27 protein-coding genes and 1 pseudogene are annotated in these 22,355 nt (G+C 36.3%); 25 read left to right on the top strand and 3 right to left on the bottom strand.

Going from position 1 to position 22,355, the window contains the following annotated elements:
• Positions 1-48 precede the first annotated feature (48 nt).
• A complete protein-coding gene (locus AC4BHP_RS04280) occupies positions 49-813 on the top strand; it encodes a TerC family protein (protein ID WP_139891783.1) in 765 nt (254 codons plus the stop codon).
• Between the two features lie 45 nt (positions 814-858).
• Here AC4BHP_RS04280 and AC4BHP_RS04285 read toward each other — a convergent pair whose 3' ends face one another.
• Positions 859-1,014, bottom strand: coding sequence for a hypothetical protein (locus AC4BHP_RS04285; protein ID WP_180349947.1), 156 nt, complete (start codon positions 1,012-1,014; stop codon positions 859-861).
• 309 nt (positions 1,015-1,323) lie between these two features.
• Here AC4BHP_RS04285 and AC4BHP_RS04290 point away from each other — a divergent pair, with 309 nt between their 5' ends.
• Together AC4BHP_RS04290 and AC4BHP_RS04295 are read left to right on the top strand one after the other, a co-directional pair.
• Positions 1,324-2,022 carry an anthrax toxin lethal factor-related metalloendopeptidase gene (locus tag AC4BHP_RS04290; protein WP_490551356.1) on the top strand — a complete coding sequence of 233 codons (699 nt, stop codon included), beginning with the start codon at positions 1,324-1,326 and terminating at the stop codon, positions 2,020-2,022.
• A 17-nt stretch (positions 2,023-2,039) separates the two neighbouring features.
• Positions 2,040-2,996 carry a thymidylate synthase gene (locus AC4BHP_RS04295; protein ID WP_490551357.1) on the top strand — a complete coding sequence of 319 codons (957 nt, stop codon included), beginning with the start codon at positions 2,040-2,042 and terminating at the stop codon, positions 2,994-2,996.
• A gap of 220 nt (positions 2,997-3,216) precedes the next feature.
• Here AC4BHP_RS04295 and AC4BHP_RS04300 read toward each other — a convergent pair whose 3' ends face one another.
• Positions 3,217-3,546: a hypothetical protein gene (locus AC4BHP_RS04300; protein ID WP_490551358.1), complete on the bottom strand. Its 330-nt coding sequence runs from the start codon at positions 3,544-3,546 to the stop codon at positions 3,217-3,219.
• Positions 3,547-3,829: 283 nt separating this feature from the next.
• Here AC4BHP_RS04300 and AC4BHP_RS04305 point away from each other — a divergent pair, with 283 nt between their 5' ends.
• The 10 genes and pseudogenes from AC4BHP_RS04305 (at position 3,830) to AC4BHP_RS04350 (ending at position 10,117) form a co-directional block, all read left to right on the top strand.
• Positions 3,830-4,090: a metal-sensitive transcriptional regulator gene (locus AC4BHP_RS04305; RefSeq protein WP_066107222.1), complete on the top strand. Its 261-nt coding sequence runs from the start codon at positions 3,830-3,832 to the stop codon at positions 4,088-4,090.
• A 68-nt stretch (positions 4,091-4,158) separates the two neighbouring features.
• A complete protein-coding gene (locus tag AC4BHP_RS04310) occupies positions 4,159-4,635 on the top strand; it encodes a DsrE/DsrF/DrsH-like family protein (RefSeq protein WP_490551359.1) in 477 nt (158 codons plus the stop codon).
• 85 nt (positions 4,636-4,720) lie between these two features.
• Positions 4,721-5,014, top strand: a pseudogene (locus AC4BHP_RS04315) (rhodanese-like domain-containing protein); the annotation flags it as partial.
• 49 nt (positions 5,015-5,063) lie between these two features.
• Complete coding sequence (locus tag AC4BHP_RS04320; protein ID WP_066107211.1) at positions 5,064-5,642, top strand: sulfurtransferase TusA family protein; 579 nt, start codon at positions 5,064-5,066, stop codon at positions 5,640-5,642.
• Between the two features lie 2 nt (positions 5,643-5,644).
• The gene (locus AC4BHP_RS04325) at positions 5,645-6,772 is read left to right on the top strand and encodes an MBL fold metallo-hydrolase (protein ID WP_490551360.1); all 1,128 of its coding nucleotides are present in this window, start codon (positions 5,645-5,647) and stop codon (positions 6,770-6,772) included.
• 22 nt (positions 6,773-6,794) lie between these two features.
• Positions 6,795-7,022, top strand: coding sequence for a sulfurtransferase TusA family protein (locus AC4BHP_RS04330; RefSeq protein WP_066107202.1), 228 nt, complete (start codon positions 6,795-6,797; stop codon positions 7,020-7,022).
• A gap of 64 nt (positions 7,023-7,086) precedes the next feature.
• Complete coding sequence (locus tag AC4BHP_RS04335; RefSeq protein WP_490551361.1) at positions 7,087-7,866, top strand: sulfite exporter TauE/SafE family protein; 780 nt, start codon at positions 7,087-7,089, stop codon at positions 7,864-7,866.
• A 288-nt stretch (positions 7,867-8,154) separates the two neighbouring features.
• Positions 8,155-8,847 (top strand): SDR family NAD(P)-dependent oxidoreductase, encoded by a 693-nt coding sequence (locus tag AC4BHP_RS04340; protein ID WP_395940465.1) that lies wholly within the window; start codon positions 8,155-8,157, stop codon positions 8,845-8,847.
• Between the two features lie 12 nt (positions 8,848-8,859).
• Positions 8,860-9,306 (top strand): MarR family winged helix-turn-helix transcriptional regulator, encoded by a 447-nt coding sequence (locus AC4BHP_RS04345; protein ID WP_139892006.1) that lies wholly within the window; start codon positions 8,860-8,862, stop codon positions 9,304-9,306.
• 271 nt (positions 9,307-9,577) lie between these two features.
• Positions 9,578-10,117 carry a hypothetical protein gene (locus AC4BHP_RS04350; RefSeq protein ID WP_490551362.1) on the top strand — a complete coding sequence of 180 codons (540 nt, stop codon included), beginning with the start codon at positions 9,578-9,580 and terminating at the stop codon, positions 10,115-10,117.
• A 258-nt stretch (positions 10,118-10,375) separates the two neighbouring features.
• Here AC4BHP_RS04350 and AC4BHP_RS04355 read toward each other — a convergent pair whose 3' ends face one another.
• The gene (locus AC4BHP_RS04355) at positions 10,376-10,906 is read right to left on the bottom strand and encodes a CotY/CotZ family spore coat protein (RefSeq protein ID WP_066107185.1); all 531 of its coding nucleotides are present in this window, start codon (positions 10,904-10,906) and stop codon (positions 10,376-10,378) included.
• A gap of 121 nt (positions 10,907-11,027) precedes the next feature.
• On the opposite strand from AC4BHP_RS04355, the gene AC4BHP_RS04360 reads away from it, so the two are divergent.
• The 12 genes from AC4BHP_RS04360 (at position 11,028) to AC4BHP_RS04415 (ending at position 22,324) form a co-directional block, all read left to right on the top strand.
• Positions 11,028-11,387 (top strand): DUF1360 domain-containing protein, encoded by a 360-nt coding sequence (locus tag AC4BHP_RS04360; RefSeq protein ID WP_490551363.1) that lies wholly within the window; start codon positions 11,028-11,030, stop codon positions 11,385-11,387.
• 562 nt (positions 11,388-11,949) lie between these two features.
• Complete coding sequence (locus tag AC4BHP_RS04365) at positions 11,950-12,438, top strand: dihydrofolate reductase (protein WP_490551365.1); 489 nt, start codon at positions 11,950-11,952, stop codon at positions 12,436-12,438.
• 25 nt (positions 12,439-12,463) lie between these two features.
• Complete coding sequence (locus AC4BHP_RS04370; protein ID WP_225983582.1) at positions 12,464-13,192, top strand: lysophospholipid acyltransferase family protein; 729 nt, start codon at positions 12,464-12,466, stop codon at positions 13,190-13,192.
• 273 nt (positions 13,193-13,465) lie between these two features.
• The gene (ilvA, locus tag AC4BHP_RS04375; RefSeq protein WP_140461575.1) at positions 13,466-14,734 is read left to right on the top strand and encodes a threonine ammonia-lyase IlvA; all 1,269 of its coding nucleotides are present in this window, start codon (positions 13,466-13,468) and stop codon (positions 14,732-14,734) included.
• A gap of 149 nt (positions 14,735-14,883) precedes the next feature.
• Positions 14,884-15,078 carry a twin-arginine translocase TatA/TatE family subunit gene (locus AC4BHP_RS04380; protein ID WP_066107160.1) on the top strand — a complete coding sequence of 65 codons (195 nt, stop codon included), beginning with the start codon at positions 14,884-14,886 and terminating at the stop codon, positions 15,076-15,078.
• Between the two features lie 79 nt (positions 15,079-15,157).
• Positions 15,158-15,901: a twin-arginine translocase subunit TatC gene (gene tatC, locus AC4BHP_RS04385; protein WP_490551368.1), complete on the top strand. Its 744-nt coding sequence runs from the start codon at positions 15,158-15,160 to the stop codon at positions 15,899-15,901.
• A gap of 330 nt (positions 15,902-16,231) precedes the next feature.
• Positions 16,232-17,074, top strand: a complete 843-nt coding sequence (locus AC4BHP_RS04390) for a DegV family protein (protein ID WP_490551369.1) — start codon at positions 16,232-16,234, stop codon at positions 17,072-17,074.
• Between the two features lie 142 nt (positions 17,075-17,216).
• Positions 17,217-18,827, top strand: coding sequence for an ATP-binding protein (locus tag AC4BHP_RS04395; RefSeq protein WP_490551370.1), 1,611 nt, complete (start codon positions 17,217-17,219; stop codon positions 18,825-18,827).
• A gap of 125 nt (positions 18,828-18,952) precedes the next feature.
• Positions 18,953-20,053 carry a metallophosphoesterase gene (locus AC4BHP_RS04400; RefSeq protein WP_490551371.1) on the top strand — a complete coding sequence of 367 codons (1,101 nt, stop codon included), beginning with the start codon at positions 18,953-18,955 and terminating at the stop codon, positions 20,051-20,053.
• A gap of 157 nt (positions 20,054-20,210) precedes the next feature.
• Positions 20,211-20,795: an SCO family protein gene (locus AC4BHP_RS04405; RefSeq protein ID WP_175354300.1), complete on the top strand. Its 585-nt coding sequence runs from the start codon at positions 20,211-20,213 to the stop codon at positions 20,793-20,795.
• 94 nt (positions 20,796-20,889) lie between these two features.
• The gene (locus AC4BHP_RS04410) at positions 20,890-21,753 is read left to right on the top strand and encodes an SGNH/GDSL hydrolase family protein (RefSeq protein ID WP_490551374.1); all 864 of its coding nucleotides are present in this window, start codon (positions 20,890-20,892) and stop codon (positions 21,751-21,753) included.
• Positions 21,728-22,324 carry a YpmS family protein gene (locus AC4BHP_RS04415; protein ID WP_490551375.1) on the top strand — a complete coding sequence of 199 codons (597 nt, stop codon included), beginning with the start codon at positions 21,728-21,730 and terminating at the stop codon, positions 22,322-22,324. Before AC4BHP_RS04410 ends, AC4BHP_RS04415 begins: the two co-directional genes overlap by 26 nt.
• The last annotated feature ends 31 nt before the right edge of the window (positions 22,325-22,355 follow it).

Below are 22,355 nucleotides of genomic sequence, written 5' to 3' on the forward strand. Positions count from 1 at the left end.
TATTTTCTTTTTTGTGTTAAAGAAAATAATCAGGAGATGAAGACAACCATGAATGAATTCTTTTCACAGTTAATAGAAACATACGCTATGTTTTTTGATGGGCAGATGTGGATAGAGGTATTGTCTGACCCAGTCAGTTGGGGATTAATTGGTACACTGGTTCTGATGGAGGGCTTGCTATCATCCGATAATGCGCTCGTCCTTGCTGTAATGGTAAAGGATCTTCCGGAAAAACAACGAAAAAGAGCTTTGTTTTATGGATTGATTGGAGCTTATTTATTCCGTTTCCTAGCTATAGGAGTAGGTGTCTATTTAATTGAAATTTTGTGGGTGAAACTGATTGGAGGAGGTTATCTTGCATGGCTTTCCATTCAGTATTTTTACAAAAAGTATAAACATTTTGAAACGACTCCTGATGTTCCGGACGTAAAAAAATCTGGCTTGCTCAAACGATTGTTCGGTAACTTTTGGGGGACAGTTGCATCCGTAGAGTTGATGGATATCGCATTCTCTGTAGACAGTATACTGGCTGCCTTTGGTGTAAGTAATCAAGTCTGGGTTTTGTTCGTTGGAGGCATATTAGGTGTTTTAATGATGAGGGGTGTGGCAGGTGTATTCTTAAAGTTAATCGATAGAATACCAGAGCTTGAAAGTGCTGCTTATATTTTGATTGCCTTTATCGCTGTTAAAATGGTTGGTTCCAATTTTGGTCTACATATCGATCATACTATGTTCTTTTTCATTATCATTGTGATTTTTGGCGCAACCATTCTGTTGCACTTTTATAAGAAAAGAAAGAATCAGTCGGCATAGAATATGTTAAAAGAATTCCTGATCAGGATATGATCAGGAATTCTTTTAAGAGAGATGAATGAAAATAAAGCCTATGCAAAATCCAAGAGCAATTAGACTATCGAATACCACTAATCTCCAATCTGTCATAGCAGAATACAAATCTTCCATTAATTCGTCATCAAGATTATATTTATCAGGATGGAACCGTATCTTAACCACCTCTCCCTGGATACTTTATTGTAAAAGGGGATTGCTGGAATGCTGTGATGGTGCTGTTTAGCTGCAAACGGTCAGATGAACTTCCATAATTTTTATGACCACTCGTTCACTTCGAAACTCTCATCATATGGTATAATTTTTAATGATTTGTCGAAATGGATATATGCCATTGTTGATAAATAGTTAAACCATACATATACGCCTATCTGGATTTCTTCACGAAGTTTTATACATAACCCTATATATTCTTCAATGACTGGTAATAGGGTTTTTTTATGATATAAAAATTAATCTTCGGAGTGAATTGTGATGAAGGCCAGAAATTTACTTGTATTCATTATGGTAGCCACTCTTATATTATTTCCATTAGGGCAAAATTATGCAGAGTCAGTTTATTTAAAGAATTTATCTGGCATTGAGAATAAATCATTGGTATCAACTATAATTGTTTTGCCTGATGATCAAGATCAATGGGATGAGGCTGAGGTTATTATAGAAAGAATAAGTGGGTTACCTGAAGGCTTACTTCAAGTATTAAAAAAGAATAGAATTAAGATTAAGTTATTTACGGGATCATTGACGGATCAACGGGAGGCTGCCCATTTAAAAGGAGTTCAGCCAAGAGGGTATTCCTCGAAAAATTGGGATGAAGTACCCGGAATGGGTGGCAGTAAAACAGTCTTAGTAAAAATCGGGCACAGTGAAAAAGGAGCGGGCCATGGTTCAACTAATCTAGAACTACATGAGCTTGGACATTCAGTCGATCAAATTATATTGAATAATATTAGTGAAACGGGCTACTTTCAAGATGCTTGGTTAAAAGAAGTGCAACAACTATTCCCGAATCAAGCATACTTTATTGATTATCCAGAGGAGTACTTTGCTGAGGTTTTTGCGATGTATTACTTCAATCAAGAAACTAAAGCAGAATGTTTGGAAAAGGCCCCTCTCACATACGAAATCATAAAAAATATTGAAAAGAATGGGTACACAGTAAAAGAACAATAAAATAGGAGGATCAACAAATGGTGAAAAATGAACAGGCCTATTTAAATCTTTGCCAGCATGTTCTAAATAACGGGACAAAAAAAGAAGATCGTACAGGGACAGGTACAATCTCTGTATTCGGCCACCAAATGAGATTTAATCTGAAGGATGGTTTTCCATTATTAACAACCAAAAGAGTACCATTTCGCTTGATTGCAAGTGAATTACTGTGGTTTATTAACGGAGATACGAATATCAAGTTTTTGCTACAGCATAATAATAATATTTGGAATGAATGGGCCTTTAAAAAATGGGTTGAAAGCTCAGAGTATAAAGGTCCTGATATGACTGATTTTGGTATTCGTTCTTTACAGGATGAAAATTTTAATCAATTATATTTGGAACAAATGGATTTATTTAAAGAGAAAATCTTAAATGATGATGCCTTTGCGGCGAAGTATGGAGAGCTTGGCAATGTATATGGGAAACAATGGAGAGAATGGAAGACGTCAACAGGTGAAACGATTGACCAGCTTAAAGATGTGATTGAACAAATTAAAAGAAACCCATCTTCCAGAAGATTGATTGTATCTGCATGGAATCCGGAGGATGTACCAACTATGGCTTTGCCGCCATGTCACAGTTTATTCCAGTTTCATGTGGCAGACGGCAAGCTGTCCTGCCAGCTGTATCAAAGAAGTGCAGACATCTTCCTCGGTGTACCATTTAATATTGCCAGCTATGCATTGTTGACTCATTTAATTGCAGCTGAATGTGGTCTGGAGGTTGGTGAATTTGTCCATACTCTTGGTGATGCACATATCTATTTAAACCATGTAGAACAAGTGAAGACTCAATTGGAAAGAGAACCAAGATCGCTTCCTGAGCTGGTGATTGACTCTTCATTTACAAGTATTTTTGATATGAATCTGGATCAAATAAAAATTGAAGGATATGACCCGTATCCAACGATCAAAGCACCGATTGCTGTTTAATTTAGAGTGCTTACGGACAGCCTCATAACTGATAGCAAAAAGGCGTACAGAATAGTGATATTCTGTACGCCTTTTTATATAAAACTGCAGGGATATGAGTTTGTTTCATAATTTCAAAAAGTAATGAGTACTCGAATCTTATCTATTCATTTATCGGGTGGAAATAATAGAGATATTGTGATGCAATTGGATTAGACTAAAGGGTTACTCAGTTACTAAGTCACTTAATTAAGTGGATATGGTGAAACGAACTTTGCATTTCATTCCAATATTCCGGATAGGTATCCGTAAATTTTTGGAAAGCTTCGTGAAGATTTATTACTAAATAATCATAAGTAACCTTACGATCTTTTCTGGTTTTTTTTAAATCAAAATATAAGGCAAACGGGCGTGTATAATAGCTGGTAAGCTGATGGGGATTTAAGGTTGCAATTTCTATATTTTTTTGACAGATAAAATCATTGACAGATTTTAATGGGCAATGTTTCACAAAATTTAGGACTTGGATAATAGGACATTTCTCATCCAATAATATAATACCTCTATACATAAATTTCTCCTTGAAAAATCAAACAAAGTTAAGCATAGTATGGCCAAATTTTTTAAAAATATACGGTTTGCTAGTGTTTAAAAAGCCCATAACATAAACAAATACATGGCAACTAATGAATATAAAATATGAATCTAAGTAGGTACTTTTAATCTAGAATGTCAGTAATTTTTTAGGGCATGAAAGGATGTGAAGAATTTATTGAGCATTCTGATTGACCAATTACCCATAGGGGTATACGATGGGCATATCGATATAATACAACTGAGAGGGGGAATGATGAATGAATTATGATGATAAAACGAAAGTGAGATTAAGAAGAATGGAAGGTCAGCTTCGTGGCATACAACGTATGATGGATGAAGGACAGGATTGTAAGGATGTGATCACCCAGCTTTCAGCGGTACGTTCCGGAATAGAGCGAACAATTGGTATCGTCGTCAGTGAAAACTTAATTGAATGTGTACGTGCGATTGATGGAGATGAGGAACAGATGAATGAATTAATTGGACAGGCGGTAAACTTGCTCGTTAAAAGCAGATAACAGGAAAAGATTATATTTTTTTACAATAATAAATACCTATAGGGGTATATGTATTCTAAGGAGGAGCAATGGAACAGAAATCAACTAATATCATTTTATTCAGCGGGGATTATGATAAGGCGATGGCCGCCTATATTATTGCAAACGGAGCGGCTGCCTATGACCATGAAGTGACAATCTTCCATACATTTTGGGGAATCAATGCATTACGTAAACTGGAGCCAATGAATGTAAAGAAAAGCCTCCTTGAGAAAATGTTTGGCTTTATGATGCCAAGAGGTGCTGAAAAACTAGCGCTTTCTAAAATGAATATGATGGGCATGGGACCAAAAATGATTAAGCATGTCGTGAATAAACATAATGCACTCACCTTAACGGAGCTGATTGACATGGCACGGGAACAGGATATCAAGCTTGTTTCATGTACAATGACAATGGATTTATTGGGTCTTAAAAAAGAGGAATTGCTGGATGACGTTCATTATGCAGGAGTTGCCGCCTATCTTGCAGACGCAGAAAATGGAGCAGTCAACTTGTTTATTTAAATTCAAGTAAGATCTGTTAGTTAGATCTGTTAGTTTTCTAAGGTTTAATTTAATACTTGTAAGGATTTGAGGAAGGGTGAGCTAAATGAAGGAAATTACAGCAAGAGAAGTTCAAGAACGCTTAGAAGCAGGGAAGCTACTAAATTTAATTGACGTACGAGAGCTAGAAGAGGTGGCTGAGGCTCATATTGAAGGCATTATCCATATTCCGCTTAGTGAGCTTCAGGACCGTATTGGTGTACTGGATAAAAATAAGGAATACATTCTCGTGTGCCGTTCAAGCGCTCGAAGTGGCAATGCTGCCTCTTATCTGGAATCGATTGGATTTCAGGCAACTAATATGGTTGGAGGTATGCTTGTTTGGAAAGGGAAGACGGTCAAAAATTTTAAAACAATAATATACCCTATGGAGTATAGGAGGAATCATAATGTCAATCAAAGCAGATGTTCACTTGGACGCAAAAGGACTCGCGTGCCCAATGCCTATCGTGAAAACGAAGAAAGCAATGAAAGAATTAGCTGTGGGCAAGGTATTGAAAATTACGGCAACAGATAAGGGATCAAAGGCCGATCTTGCTGCCTGGGCGGGATCAGCTGGCCATGAATATATTGGTACAAATGAAGATGGCGAAATCCTTATTCATTATATCCGTAAGGGTGGTGCAGATAGCGAGGTTGATAAACCATTTGAACGAACAATAACAAATGAAGATCTTGCAACAAGTGAGGGTATCATTTTAGATGTTCGTGAGGAAGCCGAGTATGCCTTTGGGCATGTGCCTCAGGCAAAGTCAATTCCTCTTGGGGAATTGGAGGAAAGAATGAGTGAACTAGATTCCAATCAAAATATTTACGTCATTTGCCGTACAGGCAGACGTAGTGAACTAGCTGCTCACAAACTTGTCGAAAGCGGATTTCAAAAAGTATTCAATGTATTCCCTGGCATGAAAGATTGGAAAGGCGAATTAATAAAAGAAACGAATAAAATCACGTCAGGAGGTAACTGAAAATGAAAGTTTTGAAATGGACAGCTACCGATGTGGCTAAATATGTGATTGAACATAAGGACTTATTTATTTTGGATGTTCGTAATCAAGATGCATTTAAGGATTGGAAGATTGAGGCTAAGAGCTTTGAATATATGAATATACCTTATTTTGAATTACTAGATGGTGTAGAGGAAATTCTTTCTGAAATCCCGGTGAATAAAGAAGTTCTTGTAGTATGTGCAAAAGAAGGATCATCTGTCATGGTTGCTGAAATGCTGTTAGAGGCTGGCCGACCTGTTGCCTATTTGGAAGGTGGTATGAAGGCATGGAGTATGCATCTTGAGCCTGTAAAGGTAGATGATTTGAAAGGTGGAGGAGAGATCTATCAATTTGTACGCCTTGGCAAAGGCTGTCTCTCCTATATGGTCATCTCTGGTGAGGAAGCGGCAATCATCGATGCAGTCCGATTCACGGATGTATTTATCGACTTTGCCAGAGAAAAGGGAGTGAAAATCAAGCATGTATTTGACACACACTTGCATGCTGATCATATCTCTGGTGGGCGCCAAATTGCTGAACAGACAGGTGCACAGTATTATCTTCCACAGCAGGATGCTGAGGAAGTTGTATATAATTATACGCCATTAACAGACGGGTTAACGGTGAAGCTTGGCGAATCAGAGATTGAAGTCAATGCTATATACTCACCGGGGCATACAATCGGCTCCACTTCTTTTGTCATTGGCGGAAGTTACTTACTTACGGGGGATATTCTTTTCATCGATTCAATTGGGCGCCCGGATTTAGCTGGTCTTGCCGAGGATTGGGTGGACGATTTACGTGAAACATTGTATGAAGGATACCGTGTGCTTGCGGATGAATTAATTGTCCTTCCTGCTCATTTCATGATTATGGATGAAGTAAACGAAGACGGTACTGTTGCCAAACGGCTTAGAACTTTGCTGACTGAAAATCATGGTTTAAATATTGATAATGAAAATGAATTCCGTAAGATAGTCACAGAAAATCTGCCACCGCAGCCAAATGCATATGAGCAAATCCGTCAAGTGAATATGGGTAAAATTATACCCGAACTAGATGAACAAACTGAAATGGAAATTGGTCCAAACCGCTGTGCAGTTCGCTAATTTAACAAAGGGAGAGATTGATATGAAAATCACTAAAACATTAGATGCAAAAGGGCTGGCTTGCCCAATGCCAATTGTTAGAACAAAGAAGGCAATAGCAGCAATTCAATCCGGAGAGGTACTGGAGGTACTTGCCACAGATAAGGGTGCGTTGAACGACTTTACCGCATGGTCTAAATCTGGCGGGCACACCATCGTAGAGCAAACAGAAGAAGCCGGAGTACTGAAATTCTATATTCAGAAGGCATAAGAATATAGCGGACGTCCGTAACTTTGGAAGTCCGCTTTTTTTATTGGAAAGGAGTGTAATGCATATGGATATTTTATTTTTAGTAGTTATTTTTATGATAGGTTTCATCGGTTCTTTTATCTCAGGGATGCTGGGGGTTGGCGGTTCAATCATCAAATACCCGATGCTCTTATATATTCCGCCATTATTCGGTCTTGCCGCATTTAGTCCGCATGAAGTTTCCGGTATTAGTGCAGTCCAAGTATTATTTGCCTCCATTTCGGGTGTCTGGGCTTATCGAAAGGGCGGTTACTTAAACAAGCAGCTCATTCTTAATATGGGGGGATCCATCCTGGCGGGAAGTTTTATAGGAAGCTATGGTTCTCTTTTTTTATCAGAGAGTGCTGTCAATATTGTATATGCTTTGTTGGCCGTTATCGCGGCAATTATGATGTTTATTCCTAAAAAACAAATCGATGGCCAGCCGCTTAATGAAGATACGTTTAACAAGCCACTCGCCGCTATTCTTGCCTTTATTGTCGGGATTTCTTCAGGAATTGTTGGTGCAGCAGGAGGATTTATGCTTGTACCAATCATGCTTGTTGTTCTAAAAATACCAACAAGAATGACAATCGCGACAAGCCTTGCGGTTACATTCATTTCCTCTGTCGGTGGAAGCACTGGTAAGATTCTGACAGGACAAGTTGATTATGGACCAGCTTTGATCATGATAATCTCAAGTATCATTGCTGCACCACTTGGAGCAAGGGTGAGCAAATCAATGAATACAAAAGTTTTGCAGTGGATTCTTGCAGTCATCATTGCAGCTACAGCGGTTAAGCTTTGGATGGATATCCTTATGTAAGTAAAGTGCTCAATCAGTAAATGTGTATTATGTTAAAAGCAAATTAATTATGAAGCAAGAAAGCTCATATCGTTTTCTTGCTTTTATTATGCCAGCACGTTTTATTTTATGAAGAAGTTTTTATAAATGAAAAAACAAGCAAGCTATTAAAAATGTAAGCGTATTAGTTTATTAATAAATAGTTTATTGTTAAAATATAGTTGAATAAGAAAATAAAGGGGAGATTTTTTGAAACTTCAAGAAAAAGTTGTCATTATTACAGGTGGTGCGGGAGGTATTGGGCTTGGTATGGCGAAAGCAATGGCCAAGGAAGGTGCTATCCTCGCGATTGTCGATGTAAATGAAGAAACAGGCAAAGCGGCGGAAAAAATTCTGCAGGACATCTCTCCAAACTCCATGTTTGTGAAAGCTAATTTAATGGATCGTGAAAACTTACCAAATATTATTCAAACAGTTGTTGATAAGTATGGCAAACTGGATGTGTTAGTCAATAATGCACATGCATGTAAACAAAAATTATTTGAAGAGATTACACATGAGGACTTAGAGCTGTCACTTGGAACAGGATTCTTTCCTACATTCTACTTGATGCAGGCAGCCCTTCCTTATTTGAAGGAAACAAAAGGAAACATTATTAACTTTGCCTCTGGAGCGGGTATTAATGGTGACCAAACACAAGCTGCCTATGCAGCTGCGAAAGAAGCTATCCGCGGAATCACTCGTGTTGCCGCTAATGAATGGGGACGCTATGGTATTAATGTTAACCTGATCAGTCCGATTGCTGATTCTGAAGGCGTACGTACATGGGCAAAAGCGCAGCCGGAATACTACCAGGCTGTTGTGAATAAAATTCCGCTTGGCCGCTTCGGTGATGTAGAGGAAGATATCGGCCGTGTGGCAGTCTTCCTAGCGAGCGCAGACTCTCAATATATTACTGGGCAAACCATCATGGTCGATGGTGGAGCAACTATGCTTCGTTAAGAAGTGATGATGATGGAACAAGATAATCTATTTGACTTAATTCATTCCATTGAACAAGTCTCCAATGAGCACATCGTGGATTTCACGTCGCGTTACTCTTATCCAATCGGTGTATCGGCAGTACTCGTTCTGGCTGAACTTAGTGATGGCAAGACATTAAGGCAAAGTGAACTCGCTGATATGCTTGGCTACACCAAAGGAGCAGTCACGCATATTGCCTCAAAACTCGTTCATTTTGAGCTGGCTGAGCGGCTATATGATGAAGGAGATCGACGCACTGTTTATTTAAAGATTACCGAGCAGGGATGTATAGCTTTAAACGAGGCCCAAAAGATTGGTGAATCGATTTTTTTAGAACTATTCGAGGTACTTTCCAAAGATGAACTGCTTGAATATTTGCGCCTTCAACAGAAATTGCTAGAGGGGATGAAGAACAGGCGGTTATCTGGGAAGAAGTGAGAAAATAAAGAGAACAAGGCCGATTGCTTTAACTTGCAATCGGCTTTTCTTTGTCGATAGGGTGAGTTTCTATCCTTAGAGCATAAGAAGATAAGGTTACCACTGTTATAACAAAAACAAGACGTAAACCAATTCACACCTCACTTCTTGTCTCAGAAAATGTGTCCTTTAGGCTAAATGATAAGGCTTGTTTGTTACAACTAATTTGTCAAAGGACAAAGGCCATATGCATACATATAAAAATGACCCATTAAGGAAAGGAAGAAAAACAATGAATGATAATGAAATGGAAAATAATAAAAAAGAACCGATATTTTATATTATCCAACCAGTGAATAAAGGTAAATTGATTGCTCAGAATATGCAGGAAGTTTATCACAGTAAGGGAAGTATCAAAGAAAAAGAGGATAATAAATTACAAGAAGAATATAGTCTACAAGAGGACGAACCAGCTGTAAAAAATGAACTTACAGAGAAGTTGCATGAAGAAGCATTAAAAAAAGATACTGATAATATCACAGAAAATTTGTTTATAGGAAAAACAAGCCAAGGTGAAGAAGATTTCAAGTCGGATGAAAATATTGAGGTTCAAGTCGAAAGTGATCCTCTAAAAGATGATCTTCGTATGAAATTAATAAGGTTAGCAAGGTATCCATCAGTAGTGGAGAAGCCTTTCTGTGAAATAAAAATTGAGGGAGAAACCCTTGTTGGGCAAATAGAGAGTAAACGTGGAGAATTTTTAAAGGTAAAAGTAGATGAAAAAATTAGATTAATTGCCATAGATGATGTTGATGAACTTTCTATTATATAGATTAAACATAACAATGACCTTATTTTTCTTGAAATTGAAAAATAGGTCATCTTTTTATGAATATGTTGGCTATCGCCTAATCAAAAAAAGGTAAATTTCATAAGATGTATCAGAAGGAAAGGATAAGCCTAAAGAGGATAAGCCTAAAGATAATAAATCGAATCAAAAGTGAAGGTAATAAAAATCAAACACAAAAAGAAAACCTGAGGAGATACCCCCAGGCTGTAAATATATGAAAGTAAATTATAACCTGCCAGTTTATTTACAATCATGATGGATAGCTACAGGACAAAGGCAAGTAACTGCACCAAACATCTTCAAATCAACAGTAATATAAGCATCGGTTCCTTCGAGTTCCTCAAAATAATGATCTTCTTTATGATTATCTTTATAATCATCTTTATGATTTTCATAATGATGGTCATCTGAGTCTATACCTTTTGGAAAATGATCTTTTTTCTTTAATAATTCTAAGGTTGCACAACAAGAATCAGAATCAACATTGTCGATGCGGAAAATTTTGGATTCAACAAAATAACATTTTCCCTTCTTTTTAGTTGTTCCATGCCCCTCAAATAGTTTTCCGGTGTTAAATACAGTAAGCATAATTGGAATCGTGTTATATTTGTATCCTCCAAAAAGTTTACCATTATTTAATTCGTTAATTGCTCTTTCGCAGCCTTTTCCAAGAGTTTCTTCATCGGGTTTTACTAAATCTTGAGCTTCCACAATAGCTAGTAAAGTATCACAAATACAACTGGATGTTTCAAATTCAGAACCGCAGCTCATATCTTCTCCTCCTTGATGAAATCATTTCTCTAACAGGTTATGAAAATAAGAGTATAGTTGTTTGAGTATATAGCCTATTTTTAAATGTATTTATAAAAATTGAAGAAAAAGGGGATTAATAATGGAGTTGGATATTGTGAAAATATTTATAATAGGATTAGCAGCTTTTCGATTAACACGCCTATTTGTGTTTGATAAAATCACTGAATTTATCAGAAAGCCATTTTTTGAGGAAATCAGTGAAGTTGATGAAGAAGGTAATGAAATAATTTTATATATGGTTAAAGAAAAGGGAATCAAACATTTTTTCGGAGAATTACTAAGTTGTCATTGGTGTACTGGAATATGGGTTAGTATAGGCCTAGTAATGCTCGATTATTTTATTCCAGTGGTTGGTAATTTTGTGTTGATGGTTCTGTGTGTTGCTGCAATTGGTTCAATAATTGAAACAATTATTGGAAGGTTAAATACAGATGAATAAAACTTCTCATATGAAGTAGCCCGATAAGTAGCTTATATTCGTTAAAGAGATAATTAATTATATATAGAAGAGAAAATATTAGGATAAAGAACCTGAAATGTGTTGCTGAAAATCTTGTTGAAGCATTATAGAAACAAAGTTATGATAGTGTATAGTGCAATAAATACTTAGATTTTTATATCATTTCAAAATGAAAAATATTGGTGTTGTGTTAATACTTATGAATTCATGTGAACATGTATAAATTGTGAATAATTTGACATAGCAAATCAGCTATTTAATTGGTTAAATAAATCCACTGATAATTAAAATAATTAGAATATGATATGCTTCGTATATGATAAATAATTTTTCTTTTTAATTATAATGGAGACGGTTAAATGTTGATCACCTTGCAAATTTAGCCGTTCCCAAGCTAGGGATCGGTTTTATTACTTATGTAATGATTTAAAAAAAGGTGGCATTAGATTTGCAACGATTATTAGATTCATTAGTCTAAGAATATGATCCGGAATATTTTTTCATCATTGCACAAATCAGATGAAGTAAAAGGGGGAATAACATGTTTTCAATAGTTGTAGCACATGATCGTAACCAGGTCATTGGTGTAAATAATAGTCTTCCATGGCGTATTCCTGCCGACATGGCACATGTGAAACAAACCACGATGGGTAAAATTTTAATTATGGGTAGGAAAACGTTTGAGTCTATAGGAAAGCCTCTTCCTGGCAGAACGAATGTCGTTTTAACGAAAGATCCATCTTGGGTCGTTGATGGAGTAAAAGTCGTACACTCAGTGGATGAAATTCTTCAAATAGAAAAAGATACCGATACTGAATGTGTCATATTCGGGGGACAAGTATTATTTGAACAGCTTCTTCCGTATGTTTCAAAAATCTATTTGACATATATTGATCATCATTTTGAAGGAGATACATTCTTCCCGGTTCAAAATTATGATGAAGAATGGGAATTGCTTTCATCTGAAAAAGGACCAAAAGACGAAAGAAATCCATACGATTATTATTTTAAAGAATACATACGCAAGTAGGGTTCGATACAGGAGGTTTATTACATTGCTACGGTTAATTTATATGGTTATTTATTTATGCGGCTTTTTATTGTACAGCTTACCAGGACTATCTAAAATGAAGAAGGTTTATGAGAAAAATAATGCTCATGACGATGTGGAAATTCAACAAATTCCGAAAAAATGGGCAAAAGGATTTTTAAAGAATTCAGGCTGTGAGCTGGAAGTCGTAGGGGCCGAAAATATTCCGGATGGGCCAGTATTATTTGTAGGAAATCATGAAGGGGATTTTGATATACCCGTATTAATGGCTGGTATCTCCAAGCCGTTTGGCTTTATTTCAAAAATTGAAGTAAAAAAAATTCCGATTGTTGCTGGCTGGATGGAAGTGATGGGCTGCGTGTTTATGGATCGTAAGGATCGACGTGCTTCTATACAGGCTATTAGAGAAGGGGTACAGAAATTAAAGGATGGCCACTCAATTCTCATTTTTCCAGAGGGTACTCGCAACAGAGGTAAGGAGATTGGTGAATTTAAAGCGGGCTCATTGCGTCTTGCTAAAGATACTAGGGTGCCGATTGTACCTTTTATGATTACAGGTACTGCGGACTTGTTTGAGAATAACAATAATAAGATAAAGCCAGGGAAGGTTAAACTTGTTATATTGCCTGCGATTACCTCTGAACAATACGAAGAAGAGGGAATGACAGCAGTGGCTGAACATATTCATACTAGAATCAAAGAGGAAAGAAGCAATCTGTTAAAGGGTGCATAAATCAAATCAAAGGCATACGTATCATTAGTGCTAGAACGACAAAACAGGTGGAGAAAATTCTACCTGTTTTGTCGTTTTTTTGAAGCTTTGAAAAAGTGGTCAGCATTTCATCAAGTCATCAATGTAGCCCAATTAATCACACGGAATTAATTTGTAAATTATTAAAAGTATATCAGTTAAATTCTATTATATTGATTTTTCTAAAAATTCTGTTGATTTATTATTCGTACCTGCTATAATTTATAAATTAATAAAAGTAATGGAGGAGAGCATATGAGGCATCTGGTGAAAACAAATGAAGGAGTATCACCTGAACAAATTTTAATTGCGTATCAGCAATTAAAAGACAAGGTTGCTCACACTCCTTTGCAAAGAAATAAGAGGTTGTCAGAAAAGTATCATTGTAATGTTTATTTGAAAAGAGAAGACCTTCAATATGTACGTTCTTTTAAATTGCGTGGGGCATTTTATGCGATGCTAAATCTATCGAAAGAGGAATTGCAAAATGGCATAGTATGCGCCAGTGCCGGCAATCATGCTCAGGGAGTTGCTTACGCATGTAATGAATTAAAGGTAAAGGGTAAAATCTATATGCCTACGACCACTCCAAGACAAAAAGTTAATCAGGTGGAGTTATTTGGCAAAGAATATGTGGAAATTATCCTGATTGGTGATACGTTTGATGATTCATTTATAGAAGCAAGGAAATGTGAGGAAGCAGAAAATAGGGCGTTCATTCATCCGTTTAATGATCAAAATGTGATTTCAGGACAAGGTACGGTAGCTGTTGAGATGTTTCAGGATATGGATGTACCTGTTGACTATATTTTTGGTAGTGTTGGCGGCGGCGGATTGATGTCAGGTATAGCTGCATACAGTGCAAGTGTCTCTCCCAATACTGCCTGTATCGGTGTGGAGCCAGTTGGGGCACCATCTATGCAAACTGCGATCAAAGAGGGACAGGTGGTTAAACTTCCGCAAATTGATTCCTTTGTTGATGGAGCTGCAGTAAAAGAGGTTGGAGAGAAAACATTTGCTATTTGCCGTGACTTGCTTAAGGATGTGGTTACTGTGCCGGAAGGGAAAGTATGTACCACGATTCTGGAATTATATAATGAACACGCGATTGTGGCTGAACCGGCCGGAGCTATGTCCGTTGCAGCACTGGATTTGTATCAAGAGCAATTGGTAGGAAAAACGGTCGTGTGCATCATAAGCGGAGGTAATAATGATATTGGAAGAATGCAGGATATCAAAGACCGCTCTCTTCAATATGAAGGTCTCCTGCATCATTTCATTGTTCATTTTCCACAGCGAGCGGGTGCACTGCGAGAATTTCTCGATGAGGTGCTTGGACCAAATGATGACATAACCAGGTTTGAATATACGAAGAAGAATAATAAAGACAATGGTCCTGCACTTGTTGGCATCGAATTGCAAAAAAGAGAAGATTATAATGGACTGATGCAGCGAATGGAGAATAAAGGATTCCAATTTGTTGAAGTAAAGAAAGGAAGCAGCCTTCATCAATTTTTAATATAAGAAGAATGGGTGATTTATATATAACAAAATGCATTCCTAAATAAGTAAAAGTTAACATATTCTGTTTGTATATGAAATTATTACTTTTCTTTACCTTTAAAACAATTATAATAGAATTAGATTCATTTCAGCTTGGGAGGGAGAAAAGAATGTTTTCAAATATTGGTGTACCAGGATTACTGTTAATCCTTTTGCTTGTCCTGATTATCTTTGGACCTAAGAAGCTACCTGAAATCGGCAGGGCCTTCGGTCAAACATTACGTGAATTTAAAAATTCTACAAAAGATTTAACCAGTGATGTAGTGGATGATATAAAGGATGTTAAAAAAGAAATCAATAAATAATTTAATAGTTTATTTAAAAGAGGTGTGAGAATTTATTCTTGCACCTCTTTAAAGGGATTCAGAAAGGCGTGACTCTAGTTTGGAAGAGAAAGAATTAAATATGATAGAGCACCTTGATGAATTGAGAACAAGGTTAATCATCACAGTAACTGCTTTTATACTGTTTTTATGTGTATCTTTTTTCTTCGTTAAAGACATATATAAATTTTTTACTCGTAATGTAGATGAGAAGCTTATTGTACTTGGCCCTAGTGATGTTATGTGGATTTACTTTACAATAGCCTCCATAGTGGCTATTGCCTGTACAATACCTGTTCTAGCAATTCAACTCTGGCTGTTTATTAAACCTGCACTTTTGAAACACGAACAAAAAATTGCATTATCCTATATACCTGCATTATTTCTTCTGTTTATAGCAGGATTATCCTTTGGCTATTTTGTCATCTTTCCAATCGTTATGAGTTTCTTGACAGATTTGGGTAATGATGTGATGACGACATCCTATACGGCAGATAAATATTTGAAATTTATTATTCATATGTCATTGCCGTTTGCATTTCTCTTTGAATTGCCTGTCGTCATGATGTTTTTGACGTCCTTGGGTATCTTGAATCCGTATATTATGGCGAAGTATCGGAAATACGCATATTTTGTGTTAATCGTGGTTGCGATTATTATTACACCGCCTGAATTTTTATCTGATTTTGTAGTTTCAGTTCCGTTATTGCTGTTATATGAAATTAGCATTTCACTATCAAAATTTGTATATAAACGAAAGCAAAAAAAAGCAGAACAGTACGAACTGGAACAGGATTTAAATTAAGTACGAAATTTGAATGCAGCAGAGTGTGAATCTACAGTGATTCACACTCTTTTTATTTTTAATAATAGAATAGCTTGGAGTTTATATACATGATGAGGGGAAATAATAAATAGTTAAATTTAGGAAATATATATTTAGTACAGCTGCATGCCAGTTATGCTTTCGTTTAACGTAAATCGATTAACAAATTTACATGGTAGGATTTGCTGGAATTGAGTATTTGAATTATAGGAATTTTTCATAAACTTATATTAAGGAAAATGAAATTCATTTAAATTTAATTTTCTACCATGTATAATATGATTAGTCATACATATAGGAAGTGAAACTATGCCAAATATTAAAATTGTTACTGATTCCACGCTTGATCTGCCAAAGGAGATCATCGCAGAAAATGACATAACAGTTGTACCACTTTCAATAACAATAAATGGCGAAACATACATTGATGGAGTAGATATTACATCTAAAGAATTTATTACCAAAATGCAGCAATCAGAAGAATTGCCAAAAAGTTCACAGCCCCCAGCGGGTGAATTTCTGGAAGTATATAATAAGCTTACAGAAGATGGAAGTGAAGTGTTGTCTATTCATATGACTGCTCAAATGAGCGGTACTGTACAATCGGCTCAAACTGCTGCCAGAATGGCTGATGGGAAAGTTACTGTAGTTAATTCCAAGTATATATCCAATGCATTAGGATTCCAGGTACTAGCGGCATCTGAAATGGCAAGAGAAGGTATAATGATGGAAGAGATTGTTGAACGATTGGATCATATTAGGGAAAATACTCGACTTTTTGTTGTGGTGGATACCCTTGAGAATTTAGTTAAGGGCGGCCGAATTGGAAAAGGAAAAGCAATGTTAAGTTCTCTCTTAAATATCAAACCGATTGCTTCACTTGATACGGGAGAGTATACCCCTGTAGCGAAAGTGAGAAGTCAAGGTCAAATCGTGAAATTCTTAGTGAAGCAGCTTATGCAGGATATTGAGGGGAAAGTTCTAAAGGGGATTGGTATAACCCACGCAGATGCAATGGAACTTGCAACAAAATTGAAAGAAATGATAATCCGTGAACTTGGTATAGATGATGTACCAATTTATGAAACAACACCGATTATTAGTACACATACGGGAATTGGGGCAATCGGCTTTATGTATTACGCCGACTAATTTAACAGTAAAAGAAATGCACTATCCAAGATGGAGATAGTGTATTTTTTTTGGATTTTGTTATTATTTTATATTTATTACAGGAAAACTGCCTAATTTTGTCTAATTATAGATAGATACTATGAAATTGTGTGAGGGATCTATGAAGAATATAAAAAAGCCGATGTCAATCAAACGCAAAATTTTGACGCTAATAGTTTTGATAATGCTCATTACTATCATTCTTATCTCAATTATTGGGTATAAATTAATTAATGGTTATACAGAAGATATATTGTATGAAAGAGGTAAGGGGATGGTTATGGTTGGCTCATCAATGATTTCCTCCCGATTAATAAATGAAGCTTCAGTTAATACTGATTCCTCAATTGGTGCAAGGTCTAAACTGAAAACCTATCTAAACGAAATGGATAAACAGAGTAATCACTTATATTCCGGACATATTATTTTATATAACGAAAATAAAAAGCATTATGAAATCATCAGTGCATCAGATGGTACTCAACCTAATGGTATAAAGGAGGGGTCCCCCTTTATGCCAAGCAAACGAACCCTACCTTATATTCAAAAGGTCATACATGGTGAAAATCCGCAAATAACAGAAATATATAAGGAATCTTCGAATAAATGGGTCAATGCCTATGCTGGGATTGATGGATTAGAAGGGTCTAATAAAGCTATATTAGCGGTGACAATCAATGCAGATGAAGTGCTCACGAAAAACTTGTATTGGACACTCCTATTCATTGGAAGTATATTGATCATTTTTTGTATGGCATATGGTGTCCTTCATCATTATATAAATAAATTAATGAGCCCTGTTCATAAGCTGATTAAAGGGATAACGAAGGTAAGTCAGGGTGAGTTTAATATAAAGTTAACCGAAGATTCCTCAACAGATTTTGAGGAGCTTTTTGAACAATTCAACTTTATGGTTCATCAGCTTCATATTTTATTTGAAAAGCTTTCAATTACTTCAGTACAAATTGGTTCCAAATCTGATAATGAAATGCTGATTAATAATTTTGATGAAGCCATAAAGGAAATTGATAATATTGTATATAGGACGAGTATCCAAAAAGAGCTGCAACAAGCTGAAAAAATGAATGCCATTGGACAATTAGCAGCATCTGTTGCTCATGAGATTCGAAATCCTATGACCGTTGTGAAAGGATTTCTGCAAATCTTCCAAAATAAAAGCAAGTTATCTGAAGAGGAATTATCATATATAAAATTAATGGTGGACGAAATCAATCGGGCTGAAGGAATTATTAACGATTATCTATCTCTTGCCAAGCCGGACTTAGGATCGAAGGAATATGTGATGTTATCAGAGTTCTCCGCTCATATTGTTGATTTAATGAACGGATATGCCTTAATGGTCAGCAATATTCATTTACACTTCGAATTGGATTTTGACTTGGAAATATACATAAATACAAACGAAGTGAAGCAGGTATTAATCAATATTATGAAAAATGGGATTGAGGCAATGAAGGATGGCGGTGAACTGACTTTATCCATTCAGAAAGAAGAAGAGTGTATAGTCTTTTCGGTATCAGATACAGGTATTGGTATGAGTGAGGAACAAATAAAACGTTTAGGCACAGCCTTCTACTCATTAAAAGATAAAGGAACCGGCATTGGATTGATGGTTTGTTATCAAGTTATCGAGAGAATGAAAGGGAAAATTGAAGTCGAAAGTGAGAAAAACAAAGGTACAACATTTAAAGTTTATGTCCCTTTTAGTTGATATGGAATAAAATAAAAATCAAATAAATTAACAATCAAGAATAGGTAAGTCATAATAAAGTAGGATGTTACCTTATTAAACTAAAACGATAAAAATCATGTAAAAAGGAGTCTTTCGGAATACATATGTTCATTCTTATTCTGATTATTGCACTGCTGCTTTATGGTGGCCTCGTCTACTATATAGGCTGGCGGGGATATCGTTGGCTACGACCGGAATCTTCAAGCCGGCGATTTAAGATCCTATACAGCCTCATCATTATCCTTGCAGCAAGCTCATTTATAATTGGCCGCTTTTCTGGGCTGACATTTTTAAATATTGTTGGTGCTTATTGGATGGCATGCTTTTACTTACTGTTAATGCTAGTTCCTCTTGCTCATATTACAGTTATTCTCCTACGCCTGACACGGCTGCATCGGCCCAAAACGCAGTTATGGGCAGGGATCATCACTGTAGGGCTGTTAATAACATTTATGATATACGGTACATATAATGCCTATAGCCCAGTCGTACGCAACTATGAACTTAAGATGGATAAAGGTTCCTCGTCCCTTGAAAACTTACATATCGTATTGGCTGCAGATACACATTTTGGGTTGCTATCGGGTAAAGACCATGCGGAGCGTTTTGTAAAGAAAGTTAACGAGCTGAATCCTGATCTAATCCTTTTGCCTGGAGATTTATTTGACGATGATGTTCAACCATTCCTTGATCAGAAAATCGATCGGATATTATCCAAGCTACAGGCACCATATGGGGTGTATGCATCCCTTGGAAATCATGATAAGCACGATGGTACGATGCAGGAACTGATTGAAGCGGTAGAGCGCAGCGGAATTCAAGTGCTGTACGATGAAACCGTAGAGGTTAAAGAAGAATTCACTCTCATTGGGCGCAAGGATCGAACTGAGGAAGATAGGTTGCCTTTAGAAAAATTAATGAGCGGTGTAAATCTCGAAAAGCCCGCCATTTTGTTGGAACATCAGCCCTATGAACTTGATATTGCGCAGCAAGAAGGCGTTGACTTAATGGTTTCCGGTCATACCCATCGCGGCCAGATTTTTCCGGGAAATCTAATTACTGAAGCGATATATGAAAATGATTGGGGCTATTTAAAAAAGGGTCAGATGGACTCGATCGTAACATCCGGTTTTGGTTTTTGGGGACCGCCTATTCGGATTGGTACACGCTCTGAAATTGTGACGATTCAAATTCAGTTCGAGTAGGGTTTTATAACGAGTCAAAGAAACTCAAACGAAACTACCAATGTTTAAATCTCAAAAGGATAAAACAATCTGTCAATCAAAGGCAAAATACTTTTGTGAAAATACAGATTTTGATAAAATTAACAGTATTAGAGATTAAACACAGGGTGGTTAATTCATGAACTATTTTGGCAAAATAGCAATGGTATTTTTTCTGGTTTTCATTATTAATGGTTGCTCTCAACAAGAAATACCTAATGCGGTAAATTGGAAGGTAGAAGATTTTACTTTTACAGACCAAAATGAACAAAAAGTATCAAAAGGTGATTTAGAAGGAAAAGTATGGATCGCTGATTTTATCTTTACAAATTGCAATACAGTATGTTTGCCGATGACTTCCAATATGAAAAAGCTTCAAAATATGATTACTGAAGAAGGTCTTGAAGATGTACATTTTGTTTCCTTTAGTATCGATCCGGAAGTAGACAATCCTTCTATTTTGAAAAAATACGGGGAAAGCTTTCAGGCGAATTTCGATAATTGGAGCTTCTTAACAGGGTATGACCAAGAAACGATTGAAAGCCTGGCGAAGGATAGCTTTAAAGTATTGGTGCAGAAGCCTGCTGAAGGGGACCAGGTAATTCATGGAACGAGCTTTTCATTGGTCGATCAAGAGGGCACAGTTGTTCAGCAATATTCTGGTGTTGAAGGTATTCCATTCGAGGATATTATTAAACATATAAAAATACTACAGTCAAATTAGGGGCAGGGGAAACCTGTCTTTTTTTATATGATAAGGATATTTATTGTAACTATAATGAATATAATAAAGAGTAATCTTTAGGCAGGTGACAGCTATGTTTTGGAAAACCTTGATAACTGTGATTATGATATTTATGCTTTCAGGATGCAGTCCTTATCAATATTTTTTTGGAAAGCAAGTGGAAGAACATTCAGCCTCATCTATAACAAAAGCATTAAAGCGGGAAATTCCGAATGATTTCTTTCCAACCGATGTGAAGGTAGTTTCACTGGGGGATTCATTGACCCAGGGTGTTGGGGATAGCAGTGATCAAGGGGGATATATTCCTTATTTAGTCTCCTATTTAGAACAAAATAAGGGGATAAGAGAAGCGGAATTTACCAACCACGGTATCCGCGGCAATCGATCTTCAGATCTTTTAAGACGGCTGAATACGCCACAGTTAATAGCCGATATACAAACTTCTGATGCCATTATCATTACGATTGGCGGAAACGATATCATGAGAGTTGTAAAAGAACAATTTACAAATTTAACCATACAGGATTTTAATCTGGAAGCTATTCAATATGAAGAGCGACTGAAAGAAATCTTTAGTATAATTAGACAATATAATAAAGAAGCAGAAATTTATTTTGTTGGCTTGTATAACCCTTTCGGGAAATGGATATCAGCATTTCAGGAACTGGATATTATCATGGATGATTGGAATAGAGTCAGTGAGGGAATAGTTTCTGAGGATCCAAATGCTTTTTTTATCCGAATTGATGATGCATTCTCAAAATCAAATGAAAATCTTTTATACAAAGAGGATTATTTTCATCCGAATGACAAGGGCTATGAGATTATTGCTTCACGTATATATGAGAAAATGAAAGAGAGTACTGTTAAAAACATAAATACGATGAGGATGGTACAAGAGGGGGAGAAGAATGAGGAGAATCTTCAAAATAGATAACAAGTGGAAAGGACTTTTTTTGGGGCTATTGGCAATCAACCTAATTGCAGTCTGTGTTCTGATTTATTGGACGACTCGTCCGATAAAGGATGAAGAATCATTAAATAAACTAGCCACTAACGATGAAAAAGTAGAGATACCGTTTACATCCAATAAGGAAGACCTTAATCGGATTATTAATTATTATATTGAGGAAGAAAGCTCAGATAGTCCAATTAAATATGAGGTGCTATTAAAGGAAAGTCTTGAATTGTACGGAACACTATCCGCGTTTGGCAGAAATGTCGAAATCAAGGTGTTATTTGAACCAGTTACACTCACAAATGGGGATTTACTTTTAAAACATGAAGCTATTCAAATTGGCGGTATGAGCTTGCCGGCAACATTTGTATTGAATTATATTAACGAAAAATATGATACACCTGAATGGGTTATGATACGACCTAAAGAAAAAACCATATATTTGGCATTAAGCCAAATGGATCTTAAGAGTGGAATCACAGTTAAAGCAAAGGCTTTTGATCTCAAAAATGATGATATTGAGTTAAGCTTGTTAGTTCCGGTGGAATAATTGTAAAGAGAGGAATTGTACCATGAATCCA

The sequence above is a fragment of the Pradoshia sp. Z4_20 genome, assembly GCF_058216035.1.